This is a genomic window from Bosea sp. PAMC 26642, assembly GCF_001562255.1.
Lineage (GTDB): Bacteria > Pseudomonadota > Alphaproteobacteria > Rhizobiales > Beijerinckiaceae > Allobosea.
Genome location: NZ_CP014301.1, coordinates 5,056,369 through 5,074,007 on the forward strand (window position 1 = coordinate 5,056,369; position 17,639 = coordinate 5,074,007).

At 66.1% G+C, this 17,639-nt stretch carries 14 protein-coding genes; 10 read left to right on the plus strand and 4 right to left on the minus strand.

Annotated features, from left to right (window positions below; translation table 11 throughout):
• Positions 1-15 precede the first annotated feature (15 nt).
• The 8 genes from AXW83_RS24130 (at position 16) to AXW83_RS24165 (ending at position 10,566) form a co-directional block, all read left to right on the plus strand.
• Complete coding sequence (locus AXW83_RS24130; RefSeq protein WP_066618452.1) at positions 16-1,032, plus strand: quinone oxidoreductase family protein; 1,017 nt, start codon at positions 16-18, stop codon at positions 1,030-1,032.
• A 5-nt stretch (positions 1,033-1,037) separates the two neighbouring features.
• Positions 1,038-1,403: a cupin domain-containing protein gene (locus AXW83_RS24135; RefSeq protein WP_066621171.1), complete on the plus strand. Its 366-nt coding sequence runs from the start codon at positions 1,038-1,040 to the stop codon at positions 1,401-1,403.
• Positions 1,404-1,433: 30 nt separating this feature from the next.
• A complete protein-coding gene (locus AXW83_RS24140; RefSeq protein ID WP_066618453.1) occupies positions 1,434-2,390 on the plus strand; it encodes a tripartite tricarboxylate transporter substrate binding protein in 957 nt (318 codons plus the stop codon).
• 109 nt (positions 2,391-2,499) lie between these two features.
• A complete protein-coding gene (locus tag AXW83_RS24145) occupies positions 2,500-3,921 on the plus strand; it encodes an amidohydrolase family protein (protein WP_066618460.1) in 1,422 nt (473 codons plus the stop codon).
• Between the two features lie 34 nt (positions 3,922-3,955).
• Complete coding sequence (locus AXW83_RS24150) at positions 3,956-4,969, plus strand: ABC transporter substrate-binding protein (RefSeq protein WP_066618462.1); 1,014 nt, start codon at positions 3,956-3,958, stop codon at positions 4,967-4,969.
• Between the two features lie 43 nt (positions 4,970-5,012).
• Positions 5,013-5,465: a (2Fe-2S)-binding protein gene (locus tag AXW83_RS24155; RefSeq protein WP_066618465.1), complete on the plus strand. Its 453-nt coding sequence runs from the start codon at positions 5,013-5,015 to the stop codon at positions 5,463-5,465.
• Positions 5,466-5,468: 3 nt separating this feature from the next.
• Entirely contained in the window at positions 5,469-7,691 is a 2,223-nt protein-coding gene (locus tag AXW83_RS24160) for a xanthine dehydrogenase family protein molybdopterin-binding subunit (RefSeq protein WP_066618472.1), read from the plus strand.
• Between the two features lie 226 nt (positions 7,692-7,917).
• Positions 7,918-10,566 carry a response regulator gene (locus tag AXW83_RS24165; RefSeq protein ID WP_066618474.1) on the plus strand — a complete coding sequence of 883 codons (2,649 nt, stop codon included), beginning with the start codon at positions 7,918-7,920 and terminating at the stop codon, positions 10,564-10,566.
• A gap of 405 nt (positions 10,567-10,971) precedes the next feature.
• Here the strand turns inward: AXW83_RS24165 and AXW83_RS24170 are convergent, their stop codons facing one another.
• Genes AXW83_RS24170 through AXW83_RS24180 form a run of 3 tightly spaced genes read right to left on the minus strand, consistent with a single transcriptional unit; the run spans position 10,972 to position 14,775 of the window.
• The gene (locus AXW83_RS24170; protein WP_066618475.1) at positions 10,972-13,221 is read right to left on the minus strand and encodes a xanthine dehydrogenase family protein molybdopterin-binding subunit; all 2,250 of its coding nucleotides are present in this window, start codon (positions 13,219-13,221) and stop codon (positions 10,972-10,974) included.
• 13 nt (positions 13,222-13,234) lie between these two features.
• A complete protein-coding gene (locus AXW83_RS24175) occupies positions 13,235-14,260 on the minus strand; it encodes an FAD binding domain-containing protein (protein WP_066618477.1) in 1,026 nt (341 codons plus the stop codon).
• Positions 14,257-14,775, minus strand: a complete 519-nt coding sequence (locus AXW83_RS24180; RefSeq protein ID WP_066618479.1) for a (2Fe-2S)-binding protein — start codon at positions 14,773-14,775, stop codon at positions 14,257-14,259. Before AXW83_RS24180 ends, AXW83_RS24175 begins: the two co-directional genes overlap by 4 nt.
• Before the next feature lie 377 nt (positions 14,776-15,152).
• Between AXW83_RS24180 and AXW83_RS24185 the strand changes: the two genes are divergently transcribed.
• The gene (locus AXW83_RS24185; RefSeq protein WP_066618482.1) at positions 15,153-16,235 is read left to right on the plus strand and encodes an alpha/beta hydrolase; all 1,083 of its coding nucleotides are present in this window, start codon (positions 15,153-15,155) and stop codon (positions 16,233-16,235) included.
• Between the two features lie 136 nt (positions 16,236-16,371).
• Positions 16,372-17,055 (plus strand): dienelactone hydrolase family protein, encoded by a 684-nt coding sequence (locus AXW83_RS24190; protein ID WP_156640357.1) that lies wholly within the window; start codon positions 16,372-16,374, stop codon positions 17,053-17,055.
• 29 nt (positions 17,056-17,084) lie between these two features.
• Here AXW83_RS24190 and AXW83_RS24195 read toward each other — a convergent pair whose 3' ends face one another.
• Positions 17,085-17,600 carry a cupin gene (locus AXW83_RS24195; RefSeq protein ID WP_066621173.1) on the minus strand — a complete coding sequence of 172 codons (516 nt, stop codon included), beginning with the start codon at positions 17,598-17,600 and terminating at the stop codon, positions 17,085-17,087.
• Between the last annotated feature and the right edge of the window lie 39 nt (positions 17,601-17,639).

Below are 17,639 nucleotides of genomic sequence, written 5' to 3' on the forward strand. Positions count from 1 at the left end.
AGCACGGGAACGGGCATGAACGCACCGGCGAAGATCACCTCCACTACGGCGACGGCGCTGAGGCTGCAGGCGAAGGCCGAGACGATCGAGGCGGTCGCACCCGCCATCGAGCGGCGCGCGCTAACGCTGGGCGGCCCCGGCGACGTGATTGTCGAGGTCAGGGCCGCGGCCGTGAACCCATCCGACGCAAAAGCCGCAATCGGGATGATGCCCTATGCCGTGTTTCCGCGGACCCCAGGGCGCGACTTCGCCGGCGTCGTCGTCGAGGGCCCCGCCGAGCTGCTAGGCCGCGAGGTCTTCGGGTCGTCGGGCGATCTCGGAATCCGCCGTGACGGCACCCATGCCAGCCATCTCGTTGTCGAGGTGGATGCCGTCGTCGAAAAGCCAACGGGTCTGACGCTGGCAGAAGCAGCCGGAATCGGCGTGCCCTTCGTCACCGCCCAGGAGGGCTTTCGCCGCGCCGGCATGCCCCGTCCGGGCGAGACCGTGCTGATCCTTGGTCTCAACGGCAAGGTCGGCCAGGCCGCCGCCCAGATCGCCTCCTGGCAGGGCGCGCGTGTCATCGGCGTCGTGCGCAAGGACGAGCCGCATGTCGGCCACGCCCATAGCGCGGTCACGGTGATCGATTCCAGCCGCGAAGATGTGGCGCAGCGCGTGCGCGAGCTGACGGGCGGCAAGGGGGCCGACATCGTCTACAACACGGTCGGCGAGCCCTACTACGAGGCCGGCACCAAGGCGCTGGCCATCCTCGGCCGAATGATCTTCATCGCCGCTTTCAAGCAGACCGTGCCCTTCGACATTTTTGCCTTCTATCGCGGCCGGCACACTTATGTCGGCATCGACACCCTGTCGCTGTCCTCAATCGCCACGGCCGAGGTACTGCGCGACCTGGTGTCCGGCTTCAGCTCGGGCGCCCTGAAGCCCTTCCAGATTGAGCCGAGTGCGATCTACCCGCTGGAGCGGGCGCGCGAAGCCTATGCCGCGGTGCTGGGCTCGTCCCGCGACCGCGTCGTGTTTTTCCCGAACGGATGACCGCCATGCATGTCGTGCGCCTGACTGATGCCCCTCGCTACGAGGCCCCTGGCCATCACGACATGCGGATGTTCCGCCTGCAGGGCCGCGAGGCTGGCCCTTCCGATGTGATGTGGATGGGTATGAGCCAGCTTCTGCCTGGTGGGCGGATCGATCCCTCTGTCTCGCCCGAGGAGAAGCTCTATCTGGTCCTCGAAGGCGAGGTCACCTTCGAGACGCCCGAAGGCGTCGTGACGCTGGGCGTCTGGGACTCCTGCCGGATCGCCCCCAATGAGTCGCGCGCGCTTCGCAACGAAACCAAGCGACCGGCCACCGTGCTGCTCGCCATGCCACTGCCCGGCGCATCGCCGCCCACCCCCGCCAGAGGCTGAAAGCCCGGCTCGTCTCCAAGGAGGACACCCATGGATCGTCGCCAGTTCATGATCGGCACGGGGCTCGCCGCAGGCGCTGCCCTGTCCGCCGGTCGCGCCGCCGCACAAGCCTATCCAAGCCAGCTCGTCCGGCTCGTCGTGCCGTTCTCAGCCGGAAGTATGACCGACATCGTTGCCCGCTCGGTCGCCGACAAGCTCTCGATGCGCTGGAAGCAGCAGGTCATCGTCGAAAACAAGCCGGGCATCGCTGGCACCAGCAGCGTCGTGAAAGGCCCCTCCGACGGCTCGCAGCTGATGCTGACCTCCAACGGTCACACGGTGATCGGCGTGGTCAATAAGAATGTCGGCTTCGATCCGATCAAGGACTTCGCCGGCATCAGCCGCGTCGCGACCACGCCGTCGCTGCTGATCGTGCCGTCCAACGCACCCTTCAGGACGCTGGCTGACTTCATCGCTGCCGCTAAAGCCAAGCCCGGTGATCTTAGCTATGGCTCGGCCGGCATCGGCAGCTCGACCGGCATCGCCGCCGAGCTGTTCAAGCAGCTGACCGGCACGCAGATGGTCCTGGTACCGCATCGCGGCCTGCCCGAATCCCAGCTCAGCGTGCTGCGGGGCGATACCGCCATGGCTTTCACCTTCTTCAGCGTGGGCGGCGACTTGATCCAGTCCGGCCAATTGCGGGCACTCGCGGTTACCGGCACGGCGCGACTGCCACAGCTGCCCGATGTCCCGACCTTCGCGGAGGCCGGCCTGCCGGCCTTCGTCTACGACAGCTGGTTTGGACTGATGGCGCCGGCCGCGACGCCCAGGGCGATCGTGACGCAGGTCAGCCAGGATGTTCGCGAGGCGATGGCTGATCCCGATCTCGCCAGGCGCTTCGCCGCACAAGGCGTCGAGATCACGACCTCCACTCCCGAGGCCTTCGACGCCGACCTCCGCGGCGATGCCGAGCGCTACGGCAAGCTCGTCGCCGCCGCTAGCGGCTGACCCAGGGGCTCGCGCCAAGTCGCCAACAAGACGCCGAAGACGACGGCAAGGGCGCCGCAGAGCGCCCACCGGACCAAACCAAAAAAGCGACAATCCAGGGAGAGACGCTGTGACTGCACCGAGACCCGACCGTCGCGATCTGCTGCTGGGCGGCACTGCCGTGCTCGCGGTCGCTGGCGCCACCCTGCCGAAGGTCCATGCCCAGGCGCGCAGCGACCGGCCGCTGCTCTTCCGCGGCGCGACGCTGGTGACGATGGATGCGCCCGATGGCGGAGTGCGCAACGGCGACCTCCTGGTCCGCGACGGTCGCATCGCGGCCATCGGCCAGGACTTGCCCGCGGGCGAGGCCGAGGTGATCGAGGCACAGGGCAACATACTGATTCCCGGCCTGATCAACAGCCACATCCATCTCGGCCAGGCGATCATCCGGGGGCTCTCGGCCGATCATACGCTGGGCCAGTACTTCCAGGTCGTCGTCGGGCGCTATAGCCCCAAGCTGAGCGCGACCGATCTCGCCGCCAGCGACTATGCCGGTGCGCTCGAGCAGCTCGATGCCGGCGTCACTACGATCTTCGACTGGAGCCGCGAGGTGCTGACGCCGGCCCATGCCGACGCCGCCATCGACGCGATGCGCCGCGCCGGCATCCGTGCCTTCCTCGGCTATGCGATTCCAGGCGCGGCCCAAGGCGGCGAGGCGGTGAAAGCCGATATCCGCCGCGTCCTGGCTGGGCCACTCGCCAGCCGCGAGGGGCGGGTCAGGCTGGCCCTCGGCATCCGCGGGCCCGATTCATCCTCGCCGGAGGACACCACCAGCGACTTCAACATGGCCCGCGAGCTCGACCTGCTGCACCAATTCCATGTTGGCGCCTGGCTCTATCAGGGCCGGCGACCGCGCGCCGTGGCGCAGCTCGCCGCCGACAGGCTGCTCTCCGCGAAATCGATTCTGGTCCACGCCAACGATCTCGAGGAGGACGAATACCGCATCGCCACCGAGGCGGGCGCCAAGTTTTCCGTCACACCCGAGGTCGAGATGCTGATGGGCCATGGCCAGCCGGCGACCGGCCGAGTCCTGCGCAATGGCGGCAGGCCGGGCCTGGGCGTCGATGTCGTCACCGGCATAGGCGGCGACATGTTCACCCAGATGCGCACAGCGCTCGCGGCCGAGCGGCTGTCGGACAATCTCGCCGCCAAGCAGAAGAAGGAGCCGCTCAAGGCCGTGACGCTGACGACGCGCCAGGTGCTCGCGGCCGCCACCATCGACGGCGCACGCCTGCTCGGCATCGAATCCGAGACTGGCTCGCTCGCCACCGGCAAGCGCGCCGACATCGTCATGCTTAAGGGCCGCGGGCTGGCGACGACGCCGCTGCATGATCCGATCGCCGCCGTGGTGATGCAGGCCCATATCGGCATGGTCGACACCGTCCTCGTCGATGGCGAGCCGATCAAGCGCACCGGCGCCTTCATCGGTCGCGACATCGCCAGGGCGGCGAGCGACCTGCAGCGCCAGGCTGCCGAGCTGATGACACGCTGAGACCGCATCAATCATAAAAACGGGAGAACGCCAGATGACCAGGGGATGGAACCTCACCCGCAGGGCCGCGCTCGCGGCCTGCGCCCTCATGCTCGGCAGCGCGGCAGCGCCGGCCCAGGAACTCAAGCCGGTCAGGCTCGTGGCTTTCGCCGGTGCCTCGAACTGGCCGGTCTGGGTCGGCCAGCAGAAGGGCTTCTTTGCCGCCGAAAAGCTGCAGGCGACGCTCGAGATTACGCCGAATTCGCGTCAGATGGCGGCCGACGTCTACGGCGGCAACTTCGACATAGCCCTTACCTCGATCGACAATGTCGTCGCCTATGTCGAGGGCCAAGGCGAGGCGCAGCTACCTGGACAGGCCGATTTCGTGGCCTTCATGGGGATCGACGACGGCATGCTCGCGCTGATGGCGGTCCCGGGCACGGCTTCGATCGACGCCCTTAAGGGCAAGACGCTCTCGGTCGATGCGATGACGACGGGCTTCGCTTTCGTGCTGCGCGAGGCGCTGGCGAAGTCGAACATCAAGCCGGACGAGGTCAGCATCGTCGCGGTCGGCGGCGGCGCGCAGCGCCTAGCCGCCCTACGCGAGCAGAAGCAGACCGCGACCCTCCTCAACGCCCCGCTCGACCTGATCGCGGAGAATGCCGGCTCGGTGCGTCTGGCCGACATGCGCGGCCTGATCGGCCCCTATCAAGGCATTTCTGGAATGGCGCGCAAGACTTGGCTGGCGGAAAACCGCGACCCGGCCAAGGGCTTCCTGCGCGCCTTCCATGCCTCCGTCGCCTGGCTCGTCGACCCTGCCAACAAGGTCGAGGCGATCGCGCTTCTGCGAGAGCGCGTCCAGGGTACCTCGCCCGAGCTCGCCGAGAAGATCCATGCTCGCCTGACCGATCCGCAGCGCGGCATCAAGCGCGACGCCATGATCGACATCGAGGGGCTGCGCACCGTCCTGCGGCTGCGGTCAACCTACGCCGCAGCGGGCAAGACCCTCGATGACCCGACGCGCTACATCGACGCGACCATCCTTCCTGAGGCGCTGGCCAGGCGCTGAGCGCCGGGTCCCGGCCGTCACGCAGAGACTGCAGGAGAAAGCCATGGACTTCGTACTCAACGGCAAGCCAGCGCAGGTCGCACCGCGTCCGGGGCTGACCCTTCTGCAGGCGCTGCGCAACGAGCTCGCGGTCAATTCGCCAAAATATGGCTGCGGGCAGGCCCAGTGCGGTGCCTGCACGGTGCTTGTCGACGGCGAGCCGGTCCGCTCCTGCGTGCAGCCGGTAGAGGCCGCCGCCGGCGGCTCGGTCACCACGCTGGAGGGCTTGATGCGCGACGGCAAGCCAGGCCCGCTGCAGCAGGCCTTCATCGCCGAGCAGGCCGCTCAATGCGGCTACTGCACAGCCGGCATCCTGATGACGGCGCAGGCGCTGCTGGCGCGAAAGCGCAACCCGAGCGAGGCGGAGATCCGCGCCGAGCTCGACGGCAATCTCTGCCGCTGCGGCACGCAGAACCGTGTCGTGCGCGCCATCCAGCGCGCCTCCAGGGAGGCCTGACCGATGACGACCGTTCTCGATCGCCGCAGCCTTCTGAAGGCCGCAGGCTCGCTCTCGCTGGCCTTCTCGATCCCGCTCAATGCCGAAGCGCAGGCGCCTGCACCGCAGCGCCCGCGCCTGCCGGGCGACCTCGCCACCACGCCCCGCCTGGATTCCTGGCTTCGCATCAACGCCGACGGCACCGTCACGCTGATGGTCGGCAAGGTCGAGCTCGGCCAGGGTATCCTGACCGCCGTTGCGCAAGTCTGCGCCGAAGAGCTCGACATCGACATCGGCCGGATCCGGATCATCTCCGGCGACACCGCGCTGGTCCCCAATGAGGGCGTCACTGCGGGATCCTTCTCGATGCCCAACTGCGCCACCGCCGTCCGGCACGCCTCGGCCGAAGCACGCGGCATCCTCGTTGGCCTGGCTGCATTGAAGCTCGGCCAGCCGGCCCAGAGCCTCAGCGTCACCGATGGCATGGTCAGCGCCCCGGGTGGCGCCAGCGCGGCGTTCTGGGATCTGGTGACCGGGAAGGAACTCGCAGTCGACGCCGCCGGCCAGGCGACGCTCAAGGCCGCGAGCGCCCACCGCTATATCGGCCGGCCCGTGCCGCGCCTCGATCTGCCGGCCAAGCTGAGCGGCGGCGACATCTTCCTGCAGGATCTGCGGCCCGCCGGCATGCTGCATGGCCGCGTCGTGCGCCCGCCGGCCTACAGTGCGACGCTGGCCTCGCTGGGGACGAAAGACGTGGAGGCCATGCCGGGCGTGGTCAAGATCGTCCGCAACGGCTCCTTCCTCGGCGTGGTCGCGCAGACCGAGGACCAGGCTCTCGCGGCCATGAAGGCGCTGGAGACCGCGGCGCGCTGGAATGTCGAGGCCTCGATGCCAGGTCATGAGGGCATCTATGACTGGCTGCTCGCGACCAAACCGGCCCGCGACATCCCGATCAAGGCTCAGACGCGCAGCGATGCCACGCCGGTCGCCCGCACGCTCGAGGCGAGCTATCGCCGGCCCTACCAGATGCATGCCTCGATCGGCCCCTCGGCGGCGGTCGCCACACTCGCCGACGGCGTCATGACAATCCAGACCCACAGCCAGTCAGTCTTCGAGACCGGCGCCGCCATCGCCCAGATGCTCGGGCTGGCTGACGACAAGGTCCGCTGCCAGCATGTCCAGGGCTCGGGCTGCTACGGCCACAACATGGCCGACGACGCCGCGGCGGATGCGGCCCTGCTGGCGGCCGCCGTGCCGGGGCAGCCGGTGCGCCTGCAATACACCCGCGCCCAGGAGCATCTCTGGGAACCTTATGGCTCGGCCATGGTGGTGAAGACGCAGGCGAGCCTCGACAAGGACGGCAATGTGCTCGACTGGACGCTCGACCTCTGGTCGACCCCGCACGGCACGCGGCCCGGCGGCCAGGCCGGAAACCTCCTGTCGGCACGCTATTTGGAGAAACCCTTCGTAATCCCAGTGCCGCAGAATGGCGGTCCGCCGAATTATGCCGCCGACCGAAACGCAATCGCGCTCTACGAATTTCCCGGCCACAAGGTCACGACGCATTTCATCACGCAGATGCCCGTTCGCGTCTCCTCGACGCGCGGGCTCGGCGCTTATGGCAACGTCTTCGCGATCGAATCCTTCATCGACGAGCTCGCTTTGGCAGCCGGGGTCGATCCGGTCGCCTACCGGCTTCGTTTCCTCAAGGACGAGCGCGCCCGCGCCGTCCTGGTGAAGGCTGCAGAGGCCTTCGGCTGGGAGCGCTGGCAGAAACGGCCCGACCATGGCCGCGGCATTGCCTTCGCCCGCTACAAGAACATCGCCGCCTATTGCGCCGTGGCGCTGGAGGTCGCTGTCGACCGGGCCACCGGCGTGGTGCGTGTCCTTCGCGCCACCGCCGCCAACGAGGCCGGCGAGATCGTCAACCCGGACGGCATCGCCAACCAAATCGAGGGCGGGCTGATCCAGTCCCTGTCATGGTCGCTGAAGGAAGAGGTGAAGTTCGACGATACCCGCATCCTGTCGGATGGCTGGGACAGCTACCCGATCCTGACGTTCAGCGAGACTCCGCCGGTCGAGGTCGTGCTGATCGACCGCAAGGGAGCGGCGTTCCTGGGCACCGGCGAGGCCTCGCAGGGGCCAACCGGGGCAACACTCGCCAATGCCGTCGCCGACGCGATCGGAGTGCGTTTGCGGCAACTGCCGTTGACCCCCGAGCGCGTTAAAGCGGGGCTTAGGGCTTAGCGTCGCAGGCCAAGAATGTTTCGGCGTGCAAGTTTGCCCCGTTGAGGCGGGGGATATGGCTCATTCGTTATCGTCAAGCCGTCGCTGCCTTAATGAGAAGTGCCGGTTTCCGATCTACAGTCGGCTCCGGCACGCACAATAGGCGCCCCCCTGATCGGTTGCCTTGTGTCGGGTGACCAAACCATGTGAACTGCGGCCCCAAATTCGCTGCCAGGAACGAGATTTGATGCTGCGGTCCGTCGCAACCGGCCTCCCGACAAGGGTCGTCATCATCGCGTTCTTCGGCGTGATCGTGCTGCCCGGCACCATCTTCGCAAGCGTGCTCATGTCACGCTTTGCACAAGCCGAGCGCAGCCGCTTCCAGCAGGAGGCCAGGGAGGTCGCGAGCACGGCCGCCTCCGTGGTGGACCAGCACATACGCGGGTGGCAGGCGACACTCCAGACGCTGGGCACTTCGGAGAATCTCCGGAGCGGCAACCTCGAAGCGTTCTATCGTCAGGCGCTGGCCGTGAAGACGTTCATCGGCGCCGATATCGGCCTGCGAGACCTCGACGGCCAGCAACTCGTCAATACGCGTCAGGTCTTCGGCAGGGCGCTGCCTCTGACCCCCATGGGGGTCGACCGGCAGATCATCTCGTCGCAGAAGCCCTATGTGGCGGATGTCTTCACCGGGGCTATTGCCAATGCGCCTCTAGTCGCGGTCGTGGTTCCGGTCTCGATTGGGGGCGTGCCGCGCTATCTGCTGCATGTCAGCGCCGAGACCAAACTGTTCTACGACGTCATCCGCACGGTCACGCCCCCAGGCTGGTTCGTCGCGGTCGGTGATCGGGCCGGCGTCTACGTGACCCGATCAGAACAGCATGAGGCTTTCACGGGCCGCCCTGGCGTGCCGGCCTTCCTGGAGAAGGCCGTCGGCAGAGAGGGCACTTTCATCGGCCAGAGCGCGCTCGGCGAGGACGTTCTCGTCGGCTATGCCCGCTCCGAGCTGTCAGACTGGCTGATCGCCGCCAACATCCGGCAAAGTGTGATAGAGCGACCACTGCGCGAGGCCCTCCAGGCGCTAGTGGCAGGCGGCGCGATGGCGCTTCTGGTCGCCTCTTCCCTTGCCCTTCTGTTGTGGCGCCTGATCGAAACTCCGCTCAAGGCGTTGACGGCAGCAAGTTCGAAGCTCGGGCAATTATCGTCCCCCATCGCCGCGCCGACACGGCTGCGCGAGTTCGTCGCCTTGAGGGACGCGATGTCCGAAGCGTCATCCCAGCTCAGTGCCAATAGTGCGGAGCTCGAGGGCAGGATCCAGGCGCGCACAGCGGAGCTGGAACGGGCCAACGAACGCCTCAAGCAGGAGGGCGAGGAACGCCTGCGCGTCGAATCCATGTTGGCGCAGTCACAGAAGATGGAGGCCGTCGGCAACCTCACCGGCGGCGTCGCCCACGACTTCAACAACCTCCTGCAGGTCGTCAGCGGCAACCTCGAATTGCTCGGCCGTGAGGCGGACCTGAGCGAGAAGGGGCGGGGACGGCTTGCCAATGCCATGTCAGGCGTCGCGCGGGGCTCGCAGCTTGCCAGTCAGTTGTTGGCGTTCGGACGCCGTCAGGCGCTCGCACCCAAGCCGATCAATGTCGGACGGCTTATCCGCGGCATGGATGACCTGTTGCGTCGCTCGATCGGCGAGGCCATCGAAGTCGAGACTGTCATCGCCGGAGGCCTCTGGAACACGTTCGCCGATCCGACGAATGTCGAGAACTGCATTCTCAATCTGGCGATCAACGCGCGCGATGCCATGGAGGGCTCGGGTCGTTTGACGATCGAGGCGGGAAACGCCTTCCTCGATGACGTCTATGTCGCGCGCCATGCGGATGTGACATCCGGTCAATATGTCGTCGTCAGCGTGACCGACACGGGCTCGGGCATTGCACCGGACGTCATGTCGAAGGTTTTCGAGCCGTTCTTCTCGACGAAGCCGATGGGCAAGGGAACAGGACTCGGGCTGTCGATGGTCTACGGCTTCGTCAAGCAGTCGGGCGGCCATGTGAAGATCTACAGCGAAGTCGGTTTGGGCACGACGATCAAGATCTACCTCCCTCGGTCGATGAGCGCAGAGGAAAACACTGCGCCCGATGACGCGCGCCCTATCGTGGGCGGGAACGAGACCGTGCTCGTCGTCGAGGACGACGACGCCGTCCGCGAAACAGTCATCGGGCTCCTGTCCGAACTCGGATACAACGTGCTCAAGGCCTCCGATGCCCAAAGCGCGCGGAGCATTGTCGAAAGCGGGGTCGAGATCGACCTGCTGTTCACCGACGTTGTGATGCCGGGTCCCCTGAAGAGCGCGGACCTTGCGAGACAGGCGAAGCTGCGCCTGCCACAACTCACGGTCCTTTTCACCTCAGGCTATACCGAGAACTCGATTGTCCACGGCGGCAGGTTGGATGACGGCGTCAACTTGTTGTCGAAGCCGTATACGCGTGAAGCCCTGGCGCGGAAAATCCGGCAGGTCCTTCCAGAAGTGACATCGCCTGAGGCTGAAGATCGCCGCGCTTCGGAAACGGTGTTGCTGGTGGAAGACGATGCCCTGATCAGAATGGACACCGCTTCACTGATCGAGTCGCTAGGGTTCGTCGTAGTGGAGGCAGCGACGGCCGAGGAGGCGCTCGGGATCGCAAGGACGAAGGCGATTGACCGTCTGGTCACCGACATAGGTCTGCCGGACATGGACGGCATGGAACTGGCGAGGCGCGTTCGTGAACTGCATCCTCAACTCCCCGTCGTCTTCGCGACGGGGCGCCACGAGATCCTGGAGGTTGAAATGGACAGCCGTACCAGGCTTCTGCCTAAGCCTTACGGCGCAGGGGATCTGGCGAGAGTCCTTGCATGATGTCGCGCATGTGCCCAGCGTAGACCCACGTTTCGCCCGTGATCTATAAGCGCGAAGCTTTCGAAAAGGCTCGAACGTATGGCTGATCGCCGACCCTGCAGTGGCCCTGATGAAATGGGGCGCGAGGATGAGAACCGTGCCGTTTCGGTGTTGATCCGACTCTGTTGATGTCGCCCGGTGTCACGCCCGGCTCGTACATCGCAAGCGTTCAGTGCCATGTTGACCAAGGCTGTCTCGAACTGGCTCGTGTCTCCACGAAGCACGCTTCGGAACCGAGTTCCGTATCGAAGCGGATTCGTCCCCCCACATCCGAGTGATCTGGGAGACGGTTCTACACAAGCGCAGCCCACCGCAGCGCAGATGAGCAGCATAGCCAGCCGACCTCGCCCATTGAGCCGGGCTCACTCACCCTGCGAGGATCTTGTCGATGGTGATGGGCAGACTGCGGATCCGCTTGCCCGTGACGTGATGGACCGCGTTCGCGATAGCAGCTGCGGTACCGACAATGCCGATTTCGCCTAGCCCCTTGACGCCGATCGGGCTCACTTTGTCGTCATGCTCCTCGACGAAGATCACCTCGATGTCGTGAATGTCAGCATTGGCCGGCACGTGATACTCTGCCAGCGAGTGGTTCATGATCCGCCCGAGGCGATGGTCGGTCAGCGTTTCCTCGTGCAGCGCCATTCCTATGCCCCAGACAATGCCACCGACGACCTGACTCCGTGCGGTCTTAGGGTTGAGTATCCGGCCGGCGGCCACGGCATTGACGATCCGGGTGACGCGTAGCACGCCGAGGTCCTGGTCGATCCGGACCTCCGCAAAGACTGCCGAATGCGTATACGACGAATGGCGCTTGGGCAGCATCATGCCGACGAGACCTGGACCCGCCGATTCCTCGGCCTCGATCTCACCGCCGCCGCCCGCCACTACCACATCGGCCAGGGAGACCGATCGCGATGCATCGGTCCGCGTCAGGATCCTGCCGCCGGCAAAAGCGACATCGTCGATCGCGGCGTTCGCAAGCGGCGAGCCCTCGATCTTGCTTGCCTGCTTGACGAGTTTTTCCCGCAGGGTCTGGCAGGCCGCCATGACGGCGCTGCCGGCCGAGGCGGCGGTCCATGAGCCCCCCTGGACAGGCGAAGTCGGCAACGAGGAATCGCCGAGCAAGACGCTCACATCCTCCATCGCCAGCCCAAGCGCATCGGCGGCGATCTGAGTTAGGATAGTGTAGGTGCCGGTGCCGATATCGGAGGTGGCGCAGGAGATGGAGAGCCTGCCGTCGCTGCCGAGCACAGCACGAGCGGAGGTCTTCATCATATTGGCCTCCCAGACGCCCGTGGCCATGCCCCAGCCGATCAGCTCGCGGCCCTCGCGCATCGAGCCGGGCTTGGCGCTGCGCTTGCTCCAGCCGAAGTGCTCGGCGCCTTCCCGGTAACAGGCGCGCAGCTCCTTCGAGCTGAACGGGACGTCGTCGTTCTCGTCGCGCTCGGCATAGTTGCGCAACCGCAGTTCGAGCGGGTCGATGCCGGTGGCGATGGCAAGCTCGTCCATGGCGCTTTCGAGTGCGAAGAGGCCAAGCGGCGCACCAGGAGCGCGCATGTCGCCGGGCGAATACGTGTCGAGCTTGGCGAGTTCATAGCGGAGATCGACGTTCTCGGCCGGGTAGAGCAGGCCCGACCAGTTCACCACCACCTCCTGGTGATCCTCGAACTGCGAGGTCGCCGCCACCGCCTGATGCTGGATCGAATGCAGTCGGCCGTCTTCGCCCGCACCCAGCGAGAGCATGTTGATGGTTTCAGGCCGAAAGACATGGCCGAACATCTGCTGGCGCGTCAGCTCGAGCCGGACCGAACGTTCGAGCGAAAGCGACGCCATCACCGCCAGGAAAAGCTGGTGCTGCGGCCGTAGCCCAGATCCGAAGCCGCCTCCGACATAAGGTGCGACGACCTGGACGTCGTCGCTCGACAGGCCGAAGACGGCCGCGACATAGGCTTGGCTGTTCTGCACACCCTGGGTCTTGTCGTGGACGGTGATCTTGCCGTCGCCCTTCCAGATCACGGTCGTGGCGTGCGGCTCCATCGGGTTGTGATGCTCGGTGGCGATCGTGTACTCGGCGCTGATCCGAACGGGCGCCTCGCTGAACGCCTTCACCGCATCGCCGCGCGCTGGCGGCGGGGGCGCGATGCCAGTGCGCCCTTTAGGCGGCTCGTAGCTGTTGCTGCGGGCTTGGCTGAGATCGGTCTCATGCGGATGCTCGTCATAGCTGACGCACACGAGCGACGCGGCATGGCGCGCGACGTCGAAGCTTTCCGCTATGACCAGCGCGATCGGCTGGCCGTTGTACTGGATCTTGTCGCTGTAGAGCGGTCGGAACGGCTTGCCAGGCGGGCCGACCATGTCCTGATAGTTATAGGAAAACCAGGCCGTCTTGGGCCGGTTCGCATGGGTGAAGACCTTAATGACGCCGGGCACGGATTCTGCCGCGGCCGCATCGATCGTAGTGATGCGGCCCCGCGCGATGCGGCTCTCGACGATGTAGCCATGAGCGAGCGCGGGCGCGGTGAATTCGGCGGCATAGGTCGCGGTGCCGGTGACCTTGGCGGGGCCGTCGACCCGGCTGCGGGGCGAGCCGACATAGGTGCTGTTCTTCAGCATGATCCGAAGCCTTTCAGGCGATACGCTTGTCGGTCTGCGATTGCGGCGTGCCGGCAGCCGCCTGGGCAAGCGCGCGCACGATCGCGCGCTGCGCCAGATCGATCTTGAAGGCGTTGTGTTCATGGCCCCGCGCGCCGGAGAGCAGCAGACTCGCCGCTTCCGAGAAGGCCCGCTCGTCTGCGGTCTTGCCGGCGAGCGCGTCCTCGGCGTCCTGTCGACGCCAGGGCTTGTGCGCGACACCGCCAAGCGCGATGCGCGCCGAGGCGATCACGCCGCCCTCGATTTCCAAAGCGGCCGCGACCGAGACCAGCGCAAAGGCATATGACAACCGGTCTCGGAGCTTCAGATAGCTGTAATGGCCCGCATAGCCCTGGCTGCCGCGCGGCAGCACGACCGCAGCCACGATCTCGCCGGGCTGCAGCGTGTTGTCATGTTGGGGCGTGTCGCCCGGCAGGCGGTGGTAGTCGGCAAAGGGAATCACACGCTCGCCGGCGGGCCCGGCAATGTGGACCTCCGCACCGAGCGCCGCGAGCCCGACGCACATGTCGGACGGGTGCGTGGCGATGCAGTGCTCGCTGGCACCCAGGATCGCATGGATTCGGTTGAGGCCGCCGATCGCGCCGCAGCCCGAGCCCGGCTCGCGCTTGTTGCACGGTGTCTGGACGTCGTAGAAATAGTAGCAGCGCGTTCGCTGGTTCAGATTGCCGCCGGTGGTCGCGGCATTTCGCAGCTGCGGGGTCGCGCCGGCCAAGATCGCACTCGCCAGCAGCGGAAAGCGCACGTTGACGCGCTCGTCATAGGCGACCGTGCTGTTGGGGACGAGCGCGCCGATGCGCAGCCCGCCATCCTCGGTCTCGTTGATACCCTTCAGGGCATCGATCCGCGTGACGTCAATGAGCGTCGAAGGCTTCTCGACATTGTATTTCATCAGATCGACGAGATTGGTGCCGCCGGCGATGATGCGCGCCGCCGGCTGGTCGGAGAGCGCCTTCACGGCCTCCTCGATGGTGCCGGCGCGATGATAGGAAAACCGGTTCATTCGGCGGCCTCTCTCTGCAGTTGGCCGCGCTGCACGAGCACGTCCTCGATCGCATCGACAATGTTGGGATAGGCGCCGCAGCGGCAGATGTTGCCGCTCATATGCTCGCGGATTTCCGCGCGCGTGACCGCGTGGCCCTCCTCGATCAGGGCGACGCCCGAACAGATCTGGCCCGGCGTGCAATAGCCGCACTGGAAGGCGTCGCGCTCGATGAAGGCGGCCTGTAGCGGGTGCAGGACGCCGTCCTGCGCCAGCCCCTCGATCGTGTTGATGGTCTTGCCGTCCTGCATCACCGCAAGCTGCAGGCAGCTGTTGATGCGCTGCCCGTCGATGATGACGGTGCAGGCGCCGCACTGGCCGTGGTCGCAGCCCTTCTTGGTGCCGGTCAGGACCAGATCGTGCCGCAGCAGATCCAGCAGCGTCGTCGACGGTGAGACGTCAAGCGACCGGCGCTCGCCGTTCAGGGTGATCTCGGTGGGGACGGTCTGGGTCCCGACGATGGCGTGGGCGGGCAAGGCTTGGTCTCCTGCGACCGACGGGCGAGAGCGGTAATGATCCGGGGCGAGCGCCTGATCCGATGCCGGTTGCCCTACAACAGGAGCCGCCGCGGCATGTTCCACAGTTTCGGATTGGAACAATTCGTCTATCGCCGGACATGTCGTCGCGGTCCGCTCGGCAACGCCGGCAGTGCTTGAGAATGCGCATGGCAGGGATCGTGCCGGCGACCGCGCCAATGCGCTTCGGCAGCAACTGACACCGCGGCGGCCTGAAACTGCCGGTAATCACGATCCCGGCAACGAGGGCCGTTTCGGGGCCCGGCGGCCCGACAAACGGGGAACATGTGCCGGATGGGGCTGTTGAGCACCGACCCCAACGAGGAATTCTCGACCTTATGAAGACCATCCACCTGAAGACCGTTTCGCTTACGTTGCTGTTCGCCACGAGCGCGCTGACCCCCGTTCTTGCCCAGACGGCGGCGCCTGCCCCGGCGGCCATGGTCATGACTGCCTCCAAGCCCGACGTCGACATGGCCGAGGTCCTTTCCGTGCTCGCCGGCCTCGGCGGCAAGCCGATCGAAAGCCTGGAGCCGAGCGAGGCGCGCAAGCAGCCGACGCCGACCGATGCGGTGATGAAGATCATCAAGGACAAGAAGCTCGACGTGAAGCCGCATGAAGGTCTTAAGGTCTCCAACAGCCGCTTCGCCGACATGGGCAACCTGAAGCTGCGCTGGTATGTGCCAGAGAACGCGACCAAGGAGTCGAACCTGCCGATCATCGTTTATTTCCGCGGCGGCGGCTGGGTGATCGCCGATCTCGACGTCTATGACTCGACGCCGGCGGCGCTGGCGAAGCAGACCGGCGCGGCTGTCGTCTCCGTCGACTATCCGATGGGCCCGGAGAACAAGTTCCCTGCCGCCCATGACGAGGCGATCGAGGCCTACAAATACGTCCTGAAGAACGCGCAGGGCTGGGGCTACGACGCCACCAAGATCGCGCTTGTCGGCGAAAGCGCCGGCGGCAACTTGGCGATCAACACCGCCATCGCCGCCCGCGACCAGAACCTGGCCAAGCCAGTGGCGATCGTCTCGGTCTATCCGGTGGTGACCACAAGCATGGACACGCCGTCGGAGAAGGAGCAGGCGGCTGCCAAGCCGTTGAACACGCCGATGATGGCCTGGTTCGTCCAGCACGCCACCAATGGCGGCAGCGACACGCAGGACCCGAGGCTCAACCTGGTTGCGGCTAATCTCAAGGGCCTGCCGCCAACCACCGTTATCAATGCCGAGATCGACCCGCTGAAGTCGGACGGCGACCTGATCGTTGCCAAACTCAGGGAATCCGGCGTCGCGACCACGCACCAGATCTACACCGGCGTGACGCACGAGTTCTTCGGCATGGACGCCGTCGTCGCCAAGGCCAAGGAAGCACAGGCTCTGGCCGTGGCCCAGATCAAGAAGGGCTTCGGCGGCATGTGACCATTACGCGGCGTTTTGCGGATTACCTGAACGATCCCCGTTTGCGCCAGCGATTATTCTGAAAGTAGGTCCCGCTCCCGGAGCGGGCCCGTGGTCTCTTTCGATCCCCATCTATCTATCCCATCGGAGCTTGATCTTGGATCGCCGTACTGCGCTTTGGAGCCTTGCCGGAACGTTCGCCGCCGGCCCGGCGATGGCCGCCGCCACCGTCACGATCGATCGCAGCGATGGCGTGGGTGCCGGGCGCAGACCGGCCGTGCTGCTCCTCCATGGTGCCGACGGCATCACCCGCCGCTCGCAGTATCAATTCGCTTCTGCAGCCCTGTCCGCCCAGGGCTACACCGTGCTGTTTCCGCATTATTTCGAGCTCTCCCGCGAACGCCGTGCCTCCTACGGCGAAATCGGCACCAAGTATCCGCTCTGGCTCGGCGGGTTGAGGAAGGTCATCGATGAGGTGCTGGCCGATCCGGCGATCGACCCCGCCCGGTTTGCCTTGGTCGGCGTCTCCCTTGGCGGTGCGCTGGCCTTGTCGCTGGCCGCGCAGGACCGACGCATCAAGGCCGTGATCAGCTATTTCGGGTTCCGGCCGGGCGATCTTGATGCCGGCAAGCCGCAGGCTCCAACGCTGATCCTGCACGGCGACGCCGACCGTGTCGTGCCGGTGCGGAACGCCGACCAGATCGAGGCCACGCTCCGGGCGAGGGGCGTGCCCGTCGAGAAGCATATCTATCCTGGCGAGGGGCACGGCTTCAGTGGTGCGTCCCAGCTCGACGCCGCCACCCGCTCCGCCGACTTCCTCGGCCGCCAGCTCGGGCGCTGAGTTCCCCGCGATCACGGGCCGGTGCGATGTCATCCCGACAATCGCGTCGACCAGTGCTGCGCGAGCGGTCCGCCGTCGCCCTGGACTGGGTCCAGCCGCGGGATAGCGAGGTGGCGCATGTCGCGGAGCAGAGCAGCCGTCGCCGCCTCGCGCATGATTTCACCGCCCTGGCCGGGCGGATAGGCGCCCACCACCAAGAGGTCGCTGCTTGCGCTCGCACGGCAGTGTCCAGTGCCAACAGGCAGCAGCAGGACATCACCGGCCTTCGCCGCGATCGTCTCACCTCCCTCGCCGCCGATGACCAGATCCACGCTCCCGGCGGCGATCCCGAGAACCTCATGGCCGGTCGCGTGATAGTGATGGAAGTCGTAGATCCCGTTGCGCCATTGCGGGGGCCAGCCATTGGCCTCGAACCGCGTTTCCATCTCAGCGGCGAGGTCGGCGCTCTTCGGCTCAAAAGCGCCTCGGTAAAGGATGACCGGCAGGGCCGGGTTGTTAGGCACGAAGCCGCGGGCTTCGGGTCGAAGAAGAACCAGTTCTTTCATCTGCATCGTCCTGCTTGGAATGCGGATCGTGCGCCGATA

Coding starts and splice junctions, on each gene's coding strand:
- AXW83_RS24140 (WP_066618453.1), top strand. CDS start 1,434: ATGGATCGTCGCCAGTTCATGATCGGCACGGGGCTCGCCGCAGGCGCT.
- AXW83_RS24165 (WP_066618474.1), top strand. CDS start 7,918: ATGCTGCGGTCCGTCGCAACCGGCCTCCCGACAAGGGTCGTCATCATC.
- AXW83_RS24135 (WP_066621171.1), top strand. CDS start 1,038: ATGCATGTCGTGCGCCTGACTGATGCCCCTCGCTACGAGGCCCCTGGC.
- AXW83_RS24160 (WP_066618472.1), top strand. CDS start 5,469: ATGACGACCGTTCTCGATCGCCGCAGCCTTCTGAAGGCCGCAGGCTCG.
- AXW83_RS24170 (WP_066618475.1), bottom strand. CDS start 13,221: ATGCTGAAGAACAGCACCTATGTCGGCTCGCCCCGCAGCCGGGTCGAC.
- AXW83_RS24155 (WP_066618465.1), top strand. CDS start 5,013: ATGGACTTCGTACTCAACGGCAAGCCAGCGCAGGTCGCACCGCGTCCG.
- AXW83_RS24150 (WP_066618462.1), top strand. CDS start 3,956: ATGACCAGGGGATGGAACCTCACCCGCAGGGCCGCGCTCGCGGCCTGC.
- AXW83_RS24185 (WP_066618482.1), top strand. CDS start 15,153: ATGAAGACCATCCACCTGAAGACCGTTTCGCTTACGTTGCTGTTCGCC.
- AXW83_RS24195 (WP_066621173.1), bottom strand. CDS start 17,600: ATGAAAGAACTGGTTCTTCTTCGACCCGAAGCCCGCGGCTTCGTGCCT.
- AXW83_RS24130 (WP_066618452.1), top strand. CDS start 16: ATGAACGCACCGGCGAAGATCACCTCCACTACGGCGACGGCGCTGAGG.
- AXW83_RS24175 (WP_066618477.1), bottom strand. CDS start 14,260: ATGAACCGGTTTTCCTATCATCGCGCCGGCACCATCGAGGAGGCCGTG.